At 46.6% G+C, this 16,586-nt stretch carries 14 protein-coding genes and 1 tRNA gene; 4 read left to right on the plus strand and 11 right to left on the minus strand.

The features are described 5' to 3' along the window. Positions 1-90: 90 nt before the first annotated feature. The 6 genes from DWX26_RS03335 to DWX26_RS03360 all read right to left on the minus strand — a co-directional run bounded on the left by DWX26_RS03335 (position 91) and on the right by DWX26_RS03360 (position 8,056). Positions 91-1,761: an extracellular solute-binding protein gene (locus DWX26_RS03335; protein WP_158580580.1), complete on the minus strand. Its 1,671-nt coding sequence runs from the start codon at positions 1,759-1,761 to the stop codon at positions 91-93. A 54-nt stretch (positions 1,762-1,815) separates the two neighbouring features. Further along, positions 1,816-2,727, minus strand: a complete 912-nt coding sequence (locus tag DWX26_RS03340; RefSeq protein ID WP_118600863.1) for a carbohydrate ABC transporter permease — start codon at positions 2,725-2,727, stop codon at positions 1,816-1,818. 38 nt (positions 2,728-2,765) lie between these two features. Beyond that, the gene (locus DWX26_RS03345; protein ID WP_243030501.1) at positions 2,766-3,650 is read right to left on the minus strand and encodes an ABC transporter permease; all 885 of its coding nucleotides are present in this window, start codon (positions 3,648-3,650) and stop codon (positions 2,766-2,768) included. Positions 3,651-3,905: 255 nt separating this feature from the next. Continuing rightward, on the minus strand, positions 3,906-5,465 hold the full coding sequence (locus tag DWX26_RS03350; RefSeq protein WP_117813791.1) for a response regulator transcription factor: 1,560 nt from the start codon (positions 5,463-5,465) through the stop codon (positions 3,906-3,908). 95 nt (positions 5,466-5,560) lie between these two features. Continuing rightward, complete coding sequence (locus DWX26_RS03355; protein ID WP_117813789.1) at positions 5,561-6,973, minus strand: amidophosphoribosyltransferase; 1,413 nt, start codon at positions 6,971-6,973, stop codon at positions 5,561-5,563. Between the two features lie 207 nt (positions 6,974-7,180). Then, complete coding sequence (locus DWX26_RS03360) at positions 7,181-8,056, minus strand: LysR family transcriptional regulator (protein ID WP_117813786.1); 876 nt, start codon at positions 8,054-8,056, stop codon at positions 7,181-7,183. A 305-nt stretch (positions 8,057-8,361) separates the two neighbouring features. Between DWX26_RS03360 and DWX26_RS03365 the strand changes: the two genes are divergently transcribed. Then, entirely contained in the window at positions 8,362-9,546 is a 1,185-nt protein-coding gene (locus DWX26_RS03365; RefSeq protein ID WP_055227985.1) for an MFS transporter, read from the plus strand. 304 nt (positions 9,547-9,850) lie between these two features. On the opposite strand, the gene DWX26_RS03375 is transcribed toward DWX26_RS03365, so the two are convergent. The 5 genes from DWX26_RS03375 to pepF form a co-directional block, all read right to left on the minus strand. Then, a complete protein-coding gene (locus tag DWX26_RS03375) occupies positions 9,851-10,378 on the minus strand; it encodes a flavin reductase (protein ID WP_117509337.1) in 528 nt (175 codons plus the stop codon). Between the two features lie 525 nt (positions 10,379-10,903). Then, positions 10,904-10,975, minus strand: a tRNA-Gly gene (locus DWX26_RS03385). A 442-nt stretch (positions 10,976-11,417) separates the two neighbouring features. After that, positions 11,418-11,543: a hypothetical protein gene (locus DWX26_RS17350; RefSeq protein WP_279220554.1), complete on the minus strand. Its 126-nt coding sequence runs from the start codon at positions 11,541-11,543 to the stop codon at positions 11,418-11,420. Positions 11,544-11,545: 2 nt separating this feature from the next. Beyond that, on the minus strand, positions 11,546-12,310 hold the full coding sequence (locus DWX26_RS03390; protein WP_022462268.1) for a nitroreductase family protein: 765 nt from the start codon (positions 12,308-12,310) through the stop codon (positions 11,546-11,548). A gap of 339 nt (positions 12,311-12,649) precedes the next feature. Next, positions 12,650-14,458 (minus strand): oligoendopeptidase F, encoded by a 1,809-nt coding sequence (gene pepF / locus DWX26_RS03395; protein WP_226906295.1) that lies wholly within the window; start codon positions 14,456-14,458, stop codon positions 12,650-12,652. A 202-nt stretch (positions 14,459-14,660) separates the two neighbouring features. Here pepF and DWX26_RS03400 point away from each other — a divergent pair, with 202 nt between their 5' ends. The 3 genes from DWX26_RS03400 to DWX26_RS03410 are packed head-to-tail and all read left to right on the plus strand — an operon-like array spanning position 14,661 to position 16,556. After that, positions 14,661-15,038, plus strand: coding sequence for a GntR family transcriptional regulator (locus DWX26_RS03400; RefSeq protein ID WP_022462266.1), 378 nt, complete (start codon positions 14,661-14,663; stop codon positions 15,036-15,038). Further along, entirely contained in the window at positions 15,031-15,729 is a 699-nt protein-coding gene (locus DWX26_RS03405) for an ATP-binding cassette domain-containing protein (RefSeq protein WP_055227982.1), read from the plus strand. The genes DWX26_RS03400 and DWX26_RS03405 overlap by 8 nt, the downstream gene beginning before the upstream one ends. Beyond that, positions 15,723-16,556, plus strand: coding sequence for a hypothetical protein (locus DWX26_RS03410; protein ID WP_117760689.1), 834 nt, complete (start codon positions 15,723-15,725; stop codon positions 16,554-16,556). The genes DWX26_RS03405 and DWX26_RS03410 overlap by 7 nt, the downstream gene beginning before the upstream one ends. Positions 16,557-16,586: the final 30 nt, after the last annotated feature.

A 16,586-nucleotide genomic window follows, 5' to 3' on the forward strand; every position in this document is an offset into this window, starting at 1 on the left:
TCTGGCCTGCCGTTTCTCCTGCTGTTTTGCACCTCAGACATTGATCCGCCGGATCAACGCCTGCTTCTTACAGGTAATGTTATTTTCTGTTTATTTTGCCAGATTTTCTTTGTATGCATTGTAAGCATCTGTCTGAATCTGGAGGAACTCGTCAATACCCATAGCTTTCAGCTGATCGATGTAGGAATCCCATTCATCATCGATGCCGCCGTCTACTACCCAGTGTGCATACTGTGCTTCTACATATTTATAGATATCGGTTCCGATTGCCGTGATTCTGGAAAGGTCTTCGTCGGTATACTGAACCATCGGGAATCCGCAGTTTTTCTCAGTATCAACATATTTCTCGTTGATTGCATCGTCTGCCAGTTTGATACCATCACCCTGATCTTCCGGAAGAGAAACTTTGTCATAGAAATCCCCGTTCATGTATTTTGGTCCGAAGTCACGTAAGGAGTTGGACCATGCGGAAGTATCCAGAGAAGATCCATCGCTTGGCACATCTACATTGTAGGTTCCGTCGCCATTGTCTGTGATCTGGCTTCCGATCGTACCATAGAAGGTCTGTAACGATGCAAGATCGGTGTAAAATTCATCCGCCCATTTCAGCAGGGTGTCAGGATCTTTACAGTCTTTGGAGATCATGAGCTCACGGTCGGAGATATCAAGGTAATTGGTTGCTGCTTCTACGTAGTGGTTTCCATCGTAGCCTTCTACTGCCTCAAGAGTCTTAAACTGATTTACGTTCGGACCAACCTGGGCGTCTGCAGTCCATCCAAAGATAAGACCTACCTGAGAACCGCCATCAGCCTGCTGTTTTGCTGTCTGCATAGAGCCATCCTGTGTGAAGTACTCTGGGTCAACAACGCCCTCTTCCCATAACTGACGCATCCATTTTACTGCTTCTTTGTAATTTTCTTCCATCGGCATGAAGACCGGTTTTCCTTCGCCATTCAGTCCCATGTAGTTTCCGTCACGGCTTACCATGGTTCCGAACGGGGAAAGGATGTGGCGCAGATCGCCGCTTAACAGTCCGCTGCTTGCCGCATTTGTGATACCGATCTCGTTGGTCGGATCGCCGTCGCCGTCAGCATCTTCTGTCGCAAATTTAACAAGAACCTCTTCCAGTTCTTTATAGGTCTTCGGAGTTTCCAGTCCTAAGTTATCCAGCCATTCCTGGTTGATGCACATAACATCGCCGCAAACCTTCGGACGAAGCGGAAGCTTCTTCGGTAAGCTGTAGATTCTTCCGTCACGGCTGGTGCAGACTGCTTTCAGTTCCGGATCAGCCTCAAAGGCTGCTTTCAGGTTTGGCATATCTTTTTCGATCAGATCTGTCAGATCCAGGAATGCCGATTTGTTCTGTGCCATATCTGCCTGTGTTAAGCAGATGGAGCCAAGAAATGCATCCGGGAGGTCTCCGGAAGCCAGCAGCAGAGATTTCTGCTCGGACCAGTCACTGTTGTAATAAACCTGCCAGTCGATGTTGATATTCATCTTGTCCTCGATTTCTTTCATGACGCCTTCATGCAGGAAATCGGTCGGCCAGGTATCGGTCCATCTTACTGTTGCAATTTTGTAGGTTGGGCGGTCACTGGTATCTGTCGTGTCACTGGCAGAAGATTCTGTCTTTGCAGAACTTGCTGCAGTGCTTCCACTCGTACTTTCCGTTCCTCCATTACTTCCACATCCTGCAAGCAGTCCAGCTGCCATTGCGGCCGAAAGAGCAACGCTCCAGGCCATTTTTGTTTTCTTTCGCATCATCATCTCTCCTTTATGATTTTTATTTGCAATACTTCTCTCCTATCCGCAGGATCAGCCTTTCAGTGATCCGAGCATAACACCCTGATTGAAGTATTTCTGCACTAACGGGTACATACACATGATCGGCGCGGAGGAAACCACGATGATCGCGTATTTGATAAGATCGGCCATCTGCTTTGCCTCAACGGCTGCAGCGCCGGTACTCATGGCACTCATGGTCTGATTGCCGACCAGAATGCTTCGAAGGACAATCTGCAGCGGCTGCAGACTTTCGCTTCGGATATAAATCAATGTATTAAAGTAGGAGTTCCACTGTCCTACTGCTGCCCACAGGGCAATAACAGCGATAACGGCTTTGGAAAGCGGAAGCACAATCTTGAAGAAGAATCCAAGGTATCCACATCCATCCAGCTGCGCCGCCTCCCAGAGATCCTCCGGGATACTGTTGTTGAAGAACGTTCGTCCTACGATGATGTAATACGTTACAACGGAGAACGGAACAACCATAACCCAGAAGGTGTCCAGCAGATGAAATCTCTGTACTGCCAGGTAGGTTGGGATCAGACCGCCGGTGAAGAACATCGGGATCAGGTAAAATGCCGTGAAAAATCTTCTTCCATACAAATGCTTTCTGGAAAGCGCGTAGGAAGCCGGAACATTGACAACGAGTGTCACAAGCGTTCCCATAATTACGTAAGCAATCGTATTACGGTAGCCGGTCCACAGCTTTGCATAGCTCGCCAGCTGTTTGTATCCTTTGAAGTTAACTCCTTTCGGAAGGAACATAATCTGTCCGTTGGATACGGCTGCCGGATCACTGAACGATGCAATGATGATGAAGTACATCGGATACAGGGTGATGATGATCAGAAGCACGCCGATCGTATACAGGATGATATCGAAAATCCAGTCTTCTCTGGATTTCTTTACTTTATTTGTTGATACTGCTTTTGCTTTACTCATATCTTTGCTCTCCATTCCTATGTAGGCTCAAAATTCTGTCAGATCAGTGAGGTATCACTCATTTTACTGGAAATGAAGTTGACTGCCAGAAGAAGAATCAGGTTGATAATGTTGTTGAACAGGCCAATTGCAGCGGAAAGGCTGTACTGGCTGCTCACAAGACCCATCTTATACACATAGGTGGAAATGATCTCACTTGAGGTACTGTTCAGTGTATTCTGCAGCAGGTAAACCTTCTCAAATCCAACGCTCATGACGCTTCCCATTCTCATGATAAACATGATGGTTGCCGTCGGCAGCAGAGCCGGAACATCGATGTGGATCATTTTATGCCATTTGTTGGCGCCGTCCATCGTTGCCGCTTCATACAGGGTCGGGTCTACAGAGGAAAGTGTTGCGATATAGAGGATACTGTCCCATCCTACATGCTGCCATGCCTCAGACCATACATAAATGTGTGGGAATGCTTTTGCACTTCCCATCAGGTTCGGGAGCTTGAATCCAAGCACTCCCACCAGCTTTGCGATAATACCTGTACTCGGGGAAAGGAACAGGATCAGCATTCCGGCCATAACAACGGTGGAGATAAAGTGCGGCAGGTAGGTTGATACCTGGAAGAATTTTTTAAACTTCTGTGCCTTCATCTGGTTAACCAGCAGTCCCATGATAACCGGGAGCGGGAATGTTACCGCGATGGTGTAAAGACTGATGATAATTGTGTTTTTAATGGTCAGACCGAACTGATAGGAGTTAAAGTACTGTTTGAAGTATTTCAGTCCAGCCCAGCTGCTTCCCATAATTCCATCCGCAGGTGTAAAGTTTTTAAATGCAATCACAATTCCGTACATCGGGTAGTACGTAAACAGTGCAAAAATGATAATGGAAGGAAGCATCAGTAAATATAATGGCCTGCTTCTTCTCACTCCCTCTACAAATCCTATGGAACTCTTCTTTTTGGTTTTACTATGGTTGGCGCTCACATATCATCCCTTCTTTCCTTTAGATTTCTTTTTCTCGTCTCAACCGATGAACATATTATACAAAAACTCGCCTCATTTTTCTAACATTTTCCGGCAGTCTGTATATTAAAAAAAAGACGTTTTCGCAACGTCTTTTTTTAAGTAAAATCTGTTTTTTGTTATCTATCACGTTTTTTTGTTATTGACACCATTTTTTTGTTATTTCTGACGGCTCCGGTATTCATTTGGCGTACATCCAACCAGCTCCCGGAACGTTTTACTGAAATAGGAAAAATTTCCGTACCCGACTTCCATCGCAATTTTGCTAATCGGCAGGGATGATGTGCGCAAATATTCTTTTGCCCGTTCAATTCTGCGCTCGGCGATATAATTTGGCAACGACATTCCCGTCGTTTTCATAAAAAGTTTGGAAACATAATCTTCCGAAAGAAAGACTTTTCCTGCCAGCACCGGCCGTGAGAGATCTTCTCCCAGATTCTGTTCAATATATTTTTTCAGCTGATCCACCACATTGTCGCTGTGTGTTTCGCTCTTTTTCTGTCCCTCCAGTACAGCAAACAGATATTCGATAAATTCCCGGCTTCCAACTACAGAAAGACAGGCTTCTCGTCTTCTGTGCTCGAATTCTTCTCTTTCAAAAATCTGTTCAAAAGCGATTCCACGGTCTTTTAAATAGCCATAAACCGTCTGAACCAGTTCTCCGATAAAACGAACGGTAAAATCTTTTCGCATTCCACCCGCAGCCCGGCGCTGTGTAATATAGCCCTGCAGAGATTTCCTTACCTGCTGCACAGAGTCCGTCTGCTCCATTTCTGCAAGATACGTTTTCCAGGATGGCTTTTGATATTCACGTTCCACAAAGTACCAGCGGTCTTCGTACAAAATTCCTGTCTCATCCGGCACGGCGTATTTTTCGATTTCTTCCAGTTTATCCCGGCTTTTTGGAATCTCTTCCAGCGTAACGGGTTTTCCCATATAGGTACAGAATCTTGCCGGAACCGCACCGGAAAGACACTTTCTCCATTCCTCCAGTTTTTCTTCATCCCCTGCATTTCGGATCACGTTCCGCAGTACAATCGCCCACTCCAGATCACTGGCATGGACAATGGCTTCCACACGCCGCCCTCTTGTTTCAAAAAATTCTGTCGTGACATTCTCAATCACAAAATTCTCCAGACTGATTTCTTTTTTATAATATTCTTTCGAAGGAATCTCCAGAACACGCAGCTGGATCAGGCAGAATTTTTCTTCCGGATCGTCATATTTCTTTTTTGCCTGCTCAATCCAGTATTCTTCCTGCATACACTGGATCAGAAGATCTTCCCATAGTTTCTTTTCTTTCTGTTCTGTATTTTCCTGTGCTTTTGTCTTCTGCTGTTTTTCCTTTACAATCTCGACCAAACGAAGAAGCGCGATTTCCAGATCTGTATTGGAAATCGGTTTCAGAAGATACTCTCTGGATGAAAGTTTCAGCGCCATCTGTGCATAGGCAAAATTTGCATAACTGCTCAGGAAGGCACATTCGATATCCAGTTTTTTATATCGGATCCATTCGAGCAGTTCCAGCCCGTTTCCCTGTGGCATGTCGATGTCACACAAAAGCATTTCGATTGGATATTCTTCCAGCAGTTTTTGCGCCTGGCGGATATTGTTTGCCGTAAAAACCATATCGATTCCGATTTTACTCCAGTTCACAGTCTCTTCCAGCTTATCGACCAGCAGCTTATCATCATCCACGATCAGAATAGTAATTGCCATAAAAAAGCCCCCAATATTTTTTAAGGCCAGCCGGCAGATTCCACTTACATAGAATATTCTGCCAGTTGGCCTGCTTAAAAACTATTATATCCTTTTTATTCTTTTCCGTCAAAGCAATAGGTACACATTTTGCACTTCGGCAGTCCAATGGATTCTACCAGATCATCGAGGCGGTGATACCGGAGGCTGGTAAAGTTCTGACGGCGGCAGATTTCCTGGCACATGGATTCGTAGCGGTCGCTCTTCGGATCTGCATATTCCTCCAGTGTTTTTTCTGCATTTTCTCCTTCTTTTTCGAGGATGATCCGTCTGGTAATCAGATCAAGCTCGGATTTGGAACGGGAAAAGTTCAGGAACTTGCATCCATACAGCAGCGGCGGGCATGCCGGGCGGACATGAACTTCTTTTGCACCGCTCTGATACAGAAACTCAGTCGTCTCCCGAAGCTGTGTACCGCGCACAATGGAATCATCAATCAAAAGCAGCTTTTTCTGATCGATCAGTGCCTGTACCGGAATCAGTTTCATGCGTGCGATCAGGTTTCTCTGCTCCTGATTGGTCGGCATAAAGGAACGCGGCCAGGTCGGAGTGTATTTGATAAACGGTCTTGCAAATGGAATTTTAGACTCATTGGCGTAGCCAATCGCATGGGCGATACCGGAATCCGGCACACCGGCAATGAGATCCGGGTGAACATCACTTCCCGCATCACGTTTTGCAAGCATGGCACCACAGTGATATCGCATCTCCTCGACGTTAATCCCCTCGTACGATGCTGTCGGATAGCCGTAGTAAACCCACAGGAAAGAGCAGATTTTCATCTCCTCCTGCGGCGGAACAAGCATCTCCACGCTCTCCGGTGTGATAAAGTCGATCTCTCCAGGTCCCAGTTCATGATAATCGGTATAGCCAAGATTCAGGTAAGCAAAATTTTCAAAGGAGGCACAGTAAGCGCCCTCTTTTTTACCAATGACAAGTGGCGTACGGCCTTTTTTATCACGGGCGGCGTAAATTCCGTCTTTCGTCATCAAAAGCAGCGTCATGGAGCCATCCACCACATCCTGCAGATGACGAATACCTTCCGTAATCGTTTTTTCGCTGCAGATCAGAGATGCTGCCAGCTCTGTGGCATTGATCTGTCCGGTGCTCATTTCCTGGAAATGCGTCCGTCCGTTTCCATAAACATTCTCCAGGAGCTTGTCCATGTTGTTAATCTTTCCAACGGTTGTAATCGCAAAGCTTCCAAGATGTGACTGGATCAGGAGCGGCTGCGGTTCATAGTCGGAAATGCATCCGATACCAAGATGGCCTTCCATCTCTGCTACATCGCGCTCAAATTTTGTACGAAACGGGGAATTTTCTATATTGTGGATTGCACGGCTGAAACCATTTGCTCCATAGGTCGCCATTCCTCCTCGTCTTGTACCGAGATGAGAATGATAATCTACTCCATAAAACAGTTCCAGCGTACAGTCTTCTCTTGATGCAACTCCAAAAAAGCCTCCCATTTGTCGTTTACCTCTCTTTTGTATTTTTTCTCCCTTGTGATGCGAAACGTATCGGTAATTCGGGCCATGGTCCTTTTACACCGTTTCGATTTGCACATACTTTCTTTTCTGTTATAGTGTAACACGATTTTTCCCGGATTGTAAAGTTTTTCTAATAAATTAGCTCACGAAAATAACTCACGTTAATAAATCATTTTCTGGCTGTTTTCACAAATTTTCCCGGATATGGTCGATAAACTTCGTTGCGGCAAGGCTGAATGGCTGTTCTCTTTTCCAGGTAAAAACACTGCGGCAGATGATCGGCGGATCTAAGAATCGTCCGACAATCTCGTCTTCCTTCCATAGTTCGGAGACTCCCTGCACCGTAATGAGATACCCGAGTCCCTTCCGAACCATTTTTGCTCCATTCGTCGGCATATTACAGGTAAATCGAACATTCAGCTTCTGATAATATGCTCCGAACCAGTTGGTAATCTCATTTTGCACATCCTGTCTTCTTGGCAGGATCAACGGAAGATCTTTTAAATCTTCCGGATGTACGACTTCTTTTTGTGCCAGCGGATCATCCGGGCGCATCAGCACCTGCTGCCGCTCTCCTTCTTTCAGACGCACAAACTCATATTTTCCCACATCAACCGGCTCCAGAAGCAGTGCAACATCCATCAGACCACGATCCATCTGCTCTTTCAATACATCTGCTGTTCCCGTCACCAGATCAAACGTCACGTTCGGATATTTTTGGCTGAAGGTTTCGATCAGATCTGCCAGAACATTCACAGACCTTGTCTCTCCGCATCCGATTGTCACATGTCCGTCGATCAGTGCTTCCTGCTCTGCCAGTTCTTTTTCTGTCTTATCAATCAGCCCGATAATTTCTTCTGCCCTGCGGCGCAGCAGGATTCCCGCATCCGTCAGCCGGATTCTCCTTGTTCCCCTTTCAAACAGGATCACTCCCAGTTCTTCTTCCATCTGGGACAGCTGACGGCTTAAGGTTGGCTGCGTAATATGCAGCATCTCTGCCGCACGGCTGATGTTTTCTTCCCGTGCTACGGCAAGAAAATAGCGAAGTACTCTTGTTTCCATATGTCTCCCTCTCGTTTTTCTCTCATTTTATTTCTGGCCTTTGTTTTATTTTGCTCTTTATTTCTTTTCCTTCCTGTTTTTCAGAAAGAATTTTCTTTCTTCTACTATATCGCTTTTTTTGTTTTCTGAAAAGAAAGTATTGATTCTTTTTTTCAAGTATGATACTTTGAAATTGTTGCGTACAGAGGTTCTGCGTTAAACTTAACGCAAATTTTCTGTACCTGTTTGCTATCCACAGAAATCAGAAACACGCGCATTTTTCTCTGATTTCCTATGATAATTTTTTGTATCAGGAGGGTTTTACTATGGTTTCACTTTTGCTGCCTGTCATTTATCTGGCATTCATCAGTCTTGGACTGCCGGATTCTCTGCTCGGCTCTGCGTGGCCGGTCATGTACCAGGAACTGGGAACTTCCGTTTCCGCAGCCGGTATCATTTCCATGATTATCTCTGCCGGAACAATTGTTTCCAGTCTGAACAGTGACCGGCTGAACACACGGTTTGGCACCGGAAAGGTCACCGCTGTCAGTGTTCTGACAACCGCTGTGGCACTGTTTGGTTTTTCCATCAGCCATTCTTTCTGGGCCCTGTGCCTCTGGGGAATTCCCTACGGTCTCGGCGCCGGAAGCGTCGATGCCGCTTTGAATAACTACGTTGCGCTTCATTATAAGGCGCGCCATATGAGCTGGCTGCACTGCATGTGGGGTGTTGGCTGCAGTACCGGCCCTGTTGTGATGAGCTGGGCAATCAGTCACCTGAACTGGAACAAAGGATATCTTATCATTTCCATTTTCCAGATTGTGCTGACATTGGTTTTGTTCTTAAGCCTTCCTCTTTGGCAGAAACCTGCCGGAGCTGCCGAAGAGGATACCTCTGTTCCGGCGGAGCGGAGTTTTTCCAGTCTGATCCGTGTTCCTGGTGTCAAAGAGGTGCTGATCTGCTTTTTCTGTTACTGTGCAGTGGAATCTACTGCTGGCATGTGGGCTGCAAGTTATTGTACGCTGTTCCGCGGTATTGATGCACAGCGTGCCGCAAGCTGGGCCAGCCTGTTTTACATTGGTATTACCATCGGACGTTTTATCTGCGGTTTCGTTACCATGAAGCTGAACGATCAGAATATGATTCGTCTGGGACAGTTTTTCATCGCCGTTGGTGCGGTTCTGATGCTGCTGCCGTTTGGCGATTCCCTTCTTTTTATCGGCCTGATCCTGATCGGACTTGGCTGTGCGCCGATTTATCCTTCCATCATTCACGAGACACCGGCAAACTTCGGTGCTGACTTAAGCCAGGGAATCATCGGCATCCAGATGGCCTTTGCTTACGTCGGAACCTGCCTGATGCCGCCGGTTTTCGGTGTTCTCGGCCAGCATATTTCCTTCGGACTGTATCCGGTATTCCTGATGGCCATTTTGATTCTGATGGTTGTAATGGCAGAGCGGATGCACCGCGTAACGGCGGAAAAGAGAAATTCTTATAAAGCCAACTATTAATCCAATTATTCTGCAGCAGAATGGTCCCCTTGGATCAAACTCTGGTATACTGCGTACAAAAAAGTACATCTGATCAGGTTACTCCCTGATCAGATGTACTTTTTGTAAATTTCGGAAATTTTTTCAAGCACGCTCCGCTTCAAACTCTTTCACCAAATCCTCCAGCAGGTTTCTGATCTGCAGGTGCTGCAGACATACTTTCTCACATTTTCCGCATTTCACGCAGTCTGATGCCTTTCTGCCCGGTGCAGTATATACAAGATTGTGATAAGAAATACTGATACATCACGCCAATTTTCCTGTTTCATTCCTCAATCATGCCAAAGACATCTTCAATCTCGCCCATATACAGATAATGGAGATCGCCATCTTTATATAAAGTATCGCGCGTAAATTCCGGCAGATCTTCTTTCTCCATTCTGACCGCATAGATTTTTTTGCAGACAAAGGTCAGCTCTGCCTCTTCAAATCCAACCGCATTTCCCAGCATCTTCGGTGTCAGACTGGTCAGACTGATCTTATCCGGCACATCATTTCCCGATTTTGATCCCAGGATTCCAAGATCCTTCCGATATTTCTCTGGAAAAAAGCAGACCGTAAACTCGTCTTCCTTCTGCAGAATCTGATGCGTCCGGCGGCTTTCCCGGATAAATACGGTAATGATCTGCTTTCCTTTCTTTGGCGGTCCCCAGATCGTCCCCATCGTACCCCATCCGATCGTCATCGTATTATACTCCCTTGGCGTACCCGCAGTACACAAACCCCAGCGGTCATCAAAAATAGAAAACACATCATACTTTGCGGTTTTAAAATTCTCCATCGTAATGTTCATACTACATTCTCCTTTCGCTGATTTGCTTTGTTATCCTTAGCATACCGTACGGTAGTAACTACCGGGCAAGAACTTTTTTTCGAAGCCTTGAATTTTTATAAAAACAGGGAATTTTTTTATTTTAGAAATAAGAATTGTATGTTATACTAATGAACGTTGCCACTCCCAGACAGGCAGAGAAGGGAGGGTTGACAGTGCAAGAACTATTCATTTCATTTCATTTTTTCTTTCCGTTATGGCAAGTATAGTAGCCTACTATATCTGCAAATGGCTGGACGGTAAGAAATAACTGGCAGCCAGCCTAAGGTTTAAGCCGCCTTGCCCAAAAGGCACAGAAAGCCCCACGAGTTGCAGCTCGTGGGGCTTTTGTTGACTTTGCAAGCCATTCATTTCATTGCCTATCGGCATTATAGCATATGAAAATTTAAAATGCAATATTCTTAAGTTTTAAAAATAAGATTTCTTTTTCATCTATTTTTCCACAACGCAAAAACCGGAATGCTTACACATTCCGGTTTCCAGCAGAGCGCGAGACGGGATTCGAACCCGCGACCCCAACCTTGGCAAGGTTGTACTCCACCCCTGAGCCACTCGCGCATTTATTAATTTTTATCTTGTTAAGTGCTCGCTGCACCTTACAAATGATACTATACAGGAACTCCCCTCATTTGTCAATACCTATTTTCAATTTTTTTCAAAAAAAATCAAAAGTATCTACGATTCCCTCAATTTTCGCTCTCCATCAGACACCCGCACAGCTGTCTTCCCCCCACAAATTCACACCGAACCACCCTCCTGACGAATCCAGACTCCTTTCCATCCGTCCTCCCAACCCCACATGCTCACGCCGATCCGCCTCCTGGCGGATCCAGACGCTTTACCCCCGTCCCCACCGTCAGACCTCGCGTGGCTTCGTACCTGCGGTGCAGCGGGCATAGAAAAAGAGGGCAAGAACTGTGAGCTCAGAAGGGGCCCGGAAAAATGGGATGACCTCTGGTGCACAACACCAGAGGTCAAAACGCACTGAGTCGGGAAACCATCAGGTTTCCTGACGAATTGCGTTGATTCTCATTTTTCCGGGCCCCTTCCGCGTCACAAGTTCCGCCCTCTTTTTCTCGCCCGCTGCACCGCAGGTACGAAGCCACGCGAGGTCGTCCGTATTCACCTCTAAGCCTTCAGAATCGCGCTCAGCACATACTGATTATTTGAGAAGTTTTTCTGCGAAATATCCCCGAGTCTGATCAGGTCAACATCCAGCCACAGCTCCTCTGCTGCCACCATCATATTTGCAAACATAATCCCGAAATTCACCTCATCCCACTTCCGAAGCTTCTCCACACTGTGCTTCTTCGAGAAAATATGAATCCTGTTATCATACACCACAAATCTCCACGGCTGGCTGTTCATACTGGATGGCGACAGTCTCGCCGCTTCCAGCATCTGCGTCATCCACTGTCGCGGCACCTCTTTGAACACACAAAGATCCTCCAGCGGCAGTCTCTTTGCTTCACTTTGCCGTCTCGTATGCGAACCATGACTCTTACCAAAAGCGACGATCCCCACCAGCCGCTTTCCGTTCTTCTCAAGCTCCGCCTTTTTCACACGATTACTTCCGATAAAGCAGGTTCCCAGTCCGATACTGCACAGATACAGCACCATCTGTTCCATAATATAACCCACGTTCATCAGATATCGTTCTGACTCCTCCGAATAAAAAGCCATATAATACGGCGCCTTCACACTGAACATACTGAGCATTCTCTCCTGCCCTTTTCTGTTGTCCAGAATCGCCATATCCACACCAATGCCCGAAAACAGTGCCGGCATCTCCTTATAATGCTCCCAAATCTTATCCAAAGTCTGCGGCGGAAGCGTATCAAAACAATAATTCCTTACTGATTTTCTAACAAAAATAGCCTCATATAAATTCATACTCTCACCCTTACTTCATCTGCTATCCGTCTGTTTTTGTTACAGTTCACTGCTGAATGAACAGTAATATTTCTTTCATAGCCGGCCGCGGCCCGCTCCCCATTTTTACAGGAGCAAAGCCGCATTCCGAAAAATTTACGTTTAATCTTCCGCATTCGACAGAAATACGGAAATTCTCCCTCTTAATCGCAAATATTTTTCAATTTCCAGCTCATCCATTTTTACTCTGTAATAATATTGTAACATATCCAAAAACTTTTTCAAGGGAAAAACGCGCCAAATTTTGTATATTTTTCACACATATTTCCCATCAAATTTATGCAACTTTAAAACCTGTGCTTACGCTTCCGCGGTCAGCTTCTCCAGCTCCTCCACATAAGAAGCAAACACATCCAGCGCCTCTTCCACCGGCTCCGGCTTCGTCATATCGACGCCGCAGATCTTCAAAAGGTCAATCGGATCCATCGAGCAGCCGCCGCTTAAGAACTGTTTGTACTTCTCCACGATACCCGGCTCCCCTGCCAGGATCTTGCTGCTGATCGCAATCGCCGCCGAAAATCCCGTTGCATACTGATATACATAGAACGGTGTATAAAAATGCGGAATTCTCGCCCATTCCAGCGCGATCTGCGGATCCGAAATCATATCCGGTCCGAAATACTCCTTGTTGATCGACAGATACAGCTCCGAAATACCGTCCGCCGTCAGCGTGCCTTCCTCTGCCATCTTCTCATGAATCCGCTTCTCAAACTCCGCAAACATCGTCTGGCGGAACACCGTTCCCTTAAACTGATCCAGGAAATAATTCAGCAGGAAAATCTTCTCCTCTTTTTCTTTCGCATGCTTCAGCAGATAGCGGATCAGCAGTGCCTCGTTGCAGGTTGATGCCACCTCAGCGACAAAGAGGCGGTACTCCGCATACGTAAACGGCTGTGTATGGTTCGAATACCAGGAATGCAGCGAATGGCCCATCTCATGCGCCAGTGTGAAGACCGAATCGATATTTCCGTTAAAGCTCATCAGCACATACGGATGGGAATCGTAAGAACCCCAGGAGTAAGCACCGCTCTTTTTTCCTTCGTTCTCATAAACATCCACCCAGCGCTCCGAAAAGCCCTTGTCCAGCAGTGCCACATAATCATCCCCGAGCACGGCAAGCGCTTTCTTCACGATCTCGATCGCCTGCTCATACGTATATTTCTGCTCGTACTCTTTCGTCAGAGAAACGTAAACATCATACATATGAAGTTCATCCACACCGAGCAGCTTTTTACGCAGTGCCACGTAGCGGTACATCGCCGGCATTTTTGCATGAATCGCCTCGAGCAGCTTGTCGTAAACCGAAACCGGGATATTTCCGCCATCCAGCGATGCAGCCAGTGCAGATGGATATTTTCTTACATCTGCAAAGAATGCGGCCTGTTTCAGATTGGCACCGAACGTTGCGGCGAGCATGTTTTTGTGTTTTTCATACTCCGCATAATACTTCTCAAACGCTTCTTTTCTGACCCGGCGGTCCTTCGACTGTAAAAATCCGACGAAGGTGCCGTGGCTCAGTGGAACCTGATTTTCCTCTTCATCCGTGACCGGCTGGAATCTGAGGTCTGCGTTCGAAAATGCCGAAAAAATCTGATCCGGGCTGGATGCCATCTCTCCGGCTTTTGCAAGAACCGCCTCCATCTCCGGCGAGAGAATGTGCTCTTTCTTGCGGAAATTTTCTTTTAATATGCGATCGTACAGACGGAGCGGCTCATATGCTTTTTCAAATTCTGTAACCGTCTCCTCGTCAAGCTCCAGGATCTCCGGCTCTACGAAAGAAGAGGCATCCGCAAGAACAGCCATCATGCTGTCCATCTTTCCGGCATAGCCCTGATACTTCTGATTTCCCATATCCTGGTGATATTTCTGGCTTGCATAGACATACAGGCTGGAAAAGACGCGGCTGATGTCATCCAGACCGGAAAGAACGTCATACAGCGCTTCTGCACTCTCTTTCATTGTTCCCTGTTTTGCGCGGAACGCTTCTATTTTCTTCGCAAGCTCCTGCTCTGTTTTCTCAAATTCTTCATCACTACCAAACAAACTCGAAAGATCCCAGCAGTACGCCGGATCCATCTCTTCTCTTTTTTTCAGTTTAATTTCTGCCATATTTCTCCCTTCATCCATCTTTTTAGACGGAACTATTTCTGCGGTTTTTCTTCTAATACTAATGTGCCGCACTTACGCTTAGTTTACCACAATTTAACCTCTAAATCTAAAATTTTTTCTTAATTTTCTTGACAAATCCATAAACCGATTGTATGATTGTACTATCAAATTAATACAACAGTACAAAAGGAGTGAATGCCATATGCCATGGAATCTTGATTCCTCGCGGCCGATCTATCTGCAGATCATCGAGCGGGTACAGATGGACATCATCACCGGGCGCTATCAGCCGGGCGATAAGCTTCCGTCCGTCCGCGATCTCGCGCAGGAGGCCGCCGTCAACCCGAACACAATGCAGAAAGCGCTTTCCGAACTGGAACGCAGCGGACTGATCTATTCCCAGCGGACCAGCGGACGCTTTATTACCGAAGATAAGGAGTTGATTCATCAGATGAAAAAAGAACTTGCCGCCGCAGAAGTATCTGCTTTTGTTGCCCACATGAAACAGCTCGGCATAACCCCGGAGGAAATCCGGCAGCTACTTGCCGAAACGATTGAGGAGGAAGAAAATCATGAGTGAACTTGTAACGTGTAAAGACCTGACGAAGCGCTTCGGAAACCACACCGCGCTCGATCATCTCAACCTTTCCCTGGATTCCGGGAAAATTATCGGACTGCTGGGGCCCAACGGAAGCGGAAAGACGACGCTCTTAAAGCTGCTGAACGGACTGCTGACCCCGAGTGAGGGTGAAGTCCTCATCGCCGGAAATCATCCCGGTATTGAGACAAAACGGATCGTCTCCTATCTGCCGGATAAAATGTATCTCGGCAGCTGGATGCGCGTCTCGGATCTTTTAACGTATTACAGCGATTTCTTTGAGGACTTTGACATGTCCCGCGCCAATGCCATGCTGGAATCCTTAAAAATCAGCCCGAAGGACCGTTTGAAAACGATGTCGAAGGGAACGAAAGAGAAAGTCCAGCTCATCCTCACGATGAGCCGCCGCGCAAAGCTCTACTGCCTCGACGAGCCGATTGCAGGCGTCGATCCGGCAGCACGCGATTACATTTTATCTACGATTTTAAACAACTACGAACCAGACGCATCCATCCTCATCTCAACACATCTGATTTCCGATGTCGAAAATATTCTCGATGAGGTCATCTTTATCCAGGAGGGCCAGTTAAAACTGCACGCCTCGGTTGAGGATATCCGGATGCAGGAGGGTGAATCGATTGATTCTTATTTCAGGGAGGTATTCAAATGTTAAAAAAATGTCTGAAACATGAGTGGAAAGCATGCTGGAAAAACATGGCGCTGCTGAACGGTGCCGCCATTTTCATGGGCGCTCTCGGAGGCTTCGGATTCCTCTTTTCCCAGATTTCTGAGCTGCCGGATCTGCTGATCGTCCTCTATCTGTTTGCATACGTTTTGATTGTGATCGCCGCATCCGTCATGACACAGGTGCTGATGATCCAGCGCTACTATAAAAATCTTTTTACCGACGAAGGGTATCTGACCAACGTCCTTCCGGTATCGGCAACGGATCATATTCTCTCCAAAATGCTGGTTTTCGGCGCATGGAGCATCTTAAACGCACTTTCCGTTCTCGCTTCCTTCGCTTTTTTGCTTCTGCCGTCCGCAATCCGGTATTTTACCGCAAACACCCTGCTTTTTTACAACAAGACCATGACCTTTTCCGATTTTCTGTCCTATCTCTGGGCACAGATTACCGGTGTTGCCGATGCTGCTTTTTCCCTGATCGGCATCACGAACCACATCGGTATGGCACTGTTTTCCATCGTTGGCTTCTTCGCTTCGCTGTTCTTTGGCATTCTTCTGTTCTATGCCGCCATCAGCATCGGAAGCCTGGTATCCAGCCACAAAATTCTGACGGCTGTCCTCTCTTACATCGGCATGACTACCGTGATCCAGATCTTCGGCGGAATCAGCATCGTCCGTGTTTTCCAGGACTCCACACCGACTGCTGTGGTTACCACATCCTCGGTTTCCACACTTATCATCACCGTGGTGCTCTGCGTTGTTCTGTTCCTGATCTGCCGCTATATCTTAAGCAGACGGCTGAATCTTTCATAAAAATTGCATTAAAAAACGCCGCCGCGGACG

Source organism: Blautia sp. AF19-1 (assembly GCF_003479155.1).
Classification (GTDB): domain Bacteria; phylum Bacillota; class Clostridia; order Lachnospirales; family Lachnospiraceae; genus Fusicatenibacter; species Fusicatenibacter saccharivorans.

Bases quoted from the DNA above. Each gene is read 5' to 3' on its own strand.
- DWX26_RS03335 (WP_158580580.1), bottom strand. From the start codon at position 1,761: ATGCGAAAGAAAACAAAAATGGCCTGGAGCGTTGCTCTTTCGGCCGCA.
- DWX26_RS03340 (WP_118600863.1), bottom strand. From the start codon at position 2,727: ATGAGTAAAGCAAAAGCAGTATCAACAAATAAAGTAAAGAAATCCAGA.
- DWX26_RS03350 (WP_117813791.1), bottom strand. From the start codon at position 5,465: ATGGCAATTACTATTCTGATCGTGGATGATGATAAGCTGCTGGTCGAT.
- DWX26_RS03355 (WP_117813789.1), bottom strand. From the start codon at position 6,973: ATGGGAGGCTTTTTTGGAGTTGCATCAAGAGAAGACTGTACGCTGGAA.
- DWX26_RS03360 (WP_117813786.1), bottom strand. From the start codon at position 8,056: ATGGAAACAAGAGTACTTCGCTATTTTCTTGCCGTAGCACGGGAAGAA.
- DWX26_RS03365 (WP_055227985.1), top strand. From the start codon at position 8,362: ATGGTTTCACTTTTGCTGCCTGTCATTTATCTGGCATTCATCAGTCTT.
- DWX26_RS03375 (WP_117509337.1), bottom strand. From the start codon at position 10,378: ATGAACATTACGATGGAGAATTTTAAAACCGCAAAGTATGATGTGTTT.
- DWX26_RS03390 (WP_022462268.1), bottom strand. From the start codon at position 12,310: ATGAATTTATATGAGGCTATTTTTGTTAGAAAATCAGTAAGGAATTAT.
- pepF (WP_226906295.1), bottom strand. From the start codon at position 14,458: ATGGCAGAAATTAAACTGAAAAAAAGAGAAGAGATGGATCCGGCGTAC.
- DWX26_RS03400 (WP_022462266.1), top strand. From the start codon at position 14,661: ATGCCATGGAATCTTGATTCCTCGCGGCCGATCTATCTGCAGATCATC.
- DWX26_RS03405 (WP_055227982.1), top strand. From the start codon at position 15,031: ATGAGTGAACTTGTAACGTGTAAAGACCTGACGAAGCGCTTCGGAAAC.
- DWX26_RS03410 (WP_117760689.1), top strand. From the start codon at position 15,723: ATGTTAAAAAAATGTCTGAAACATGAGTGGAAAGCATGCTGGAAAAAC.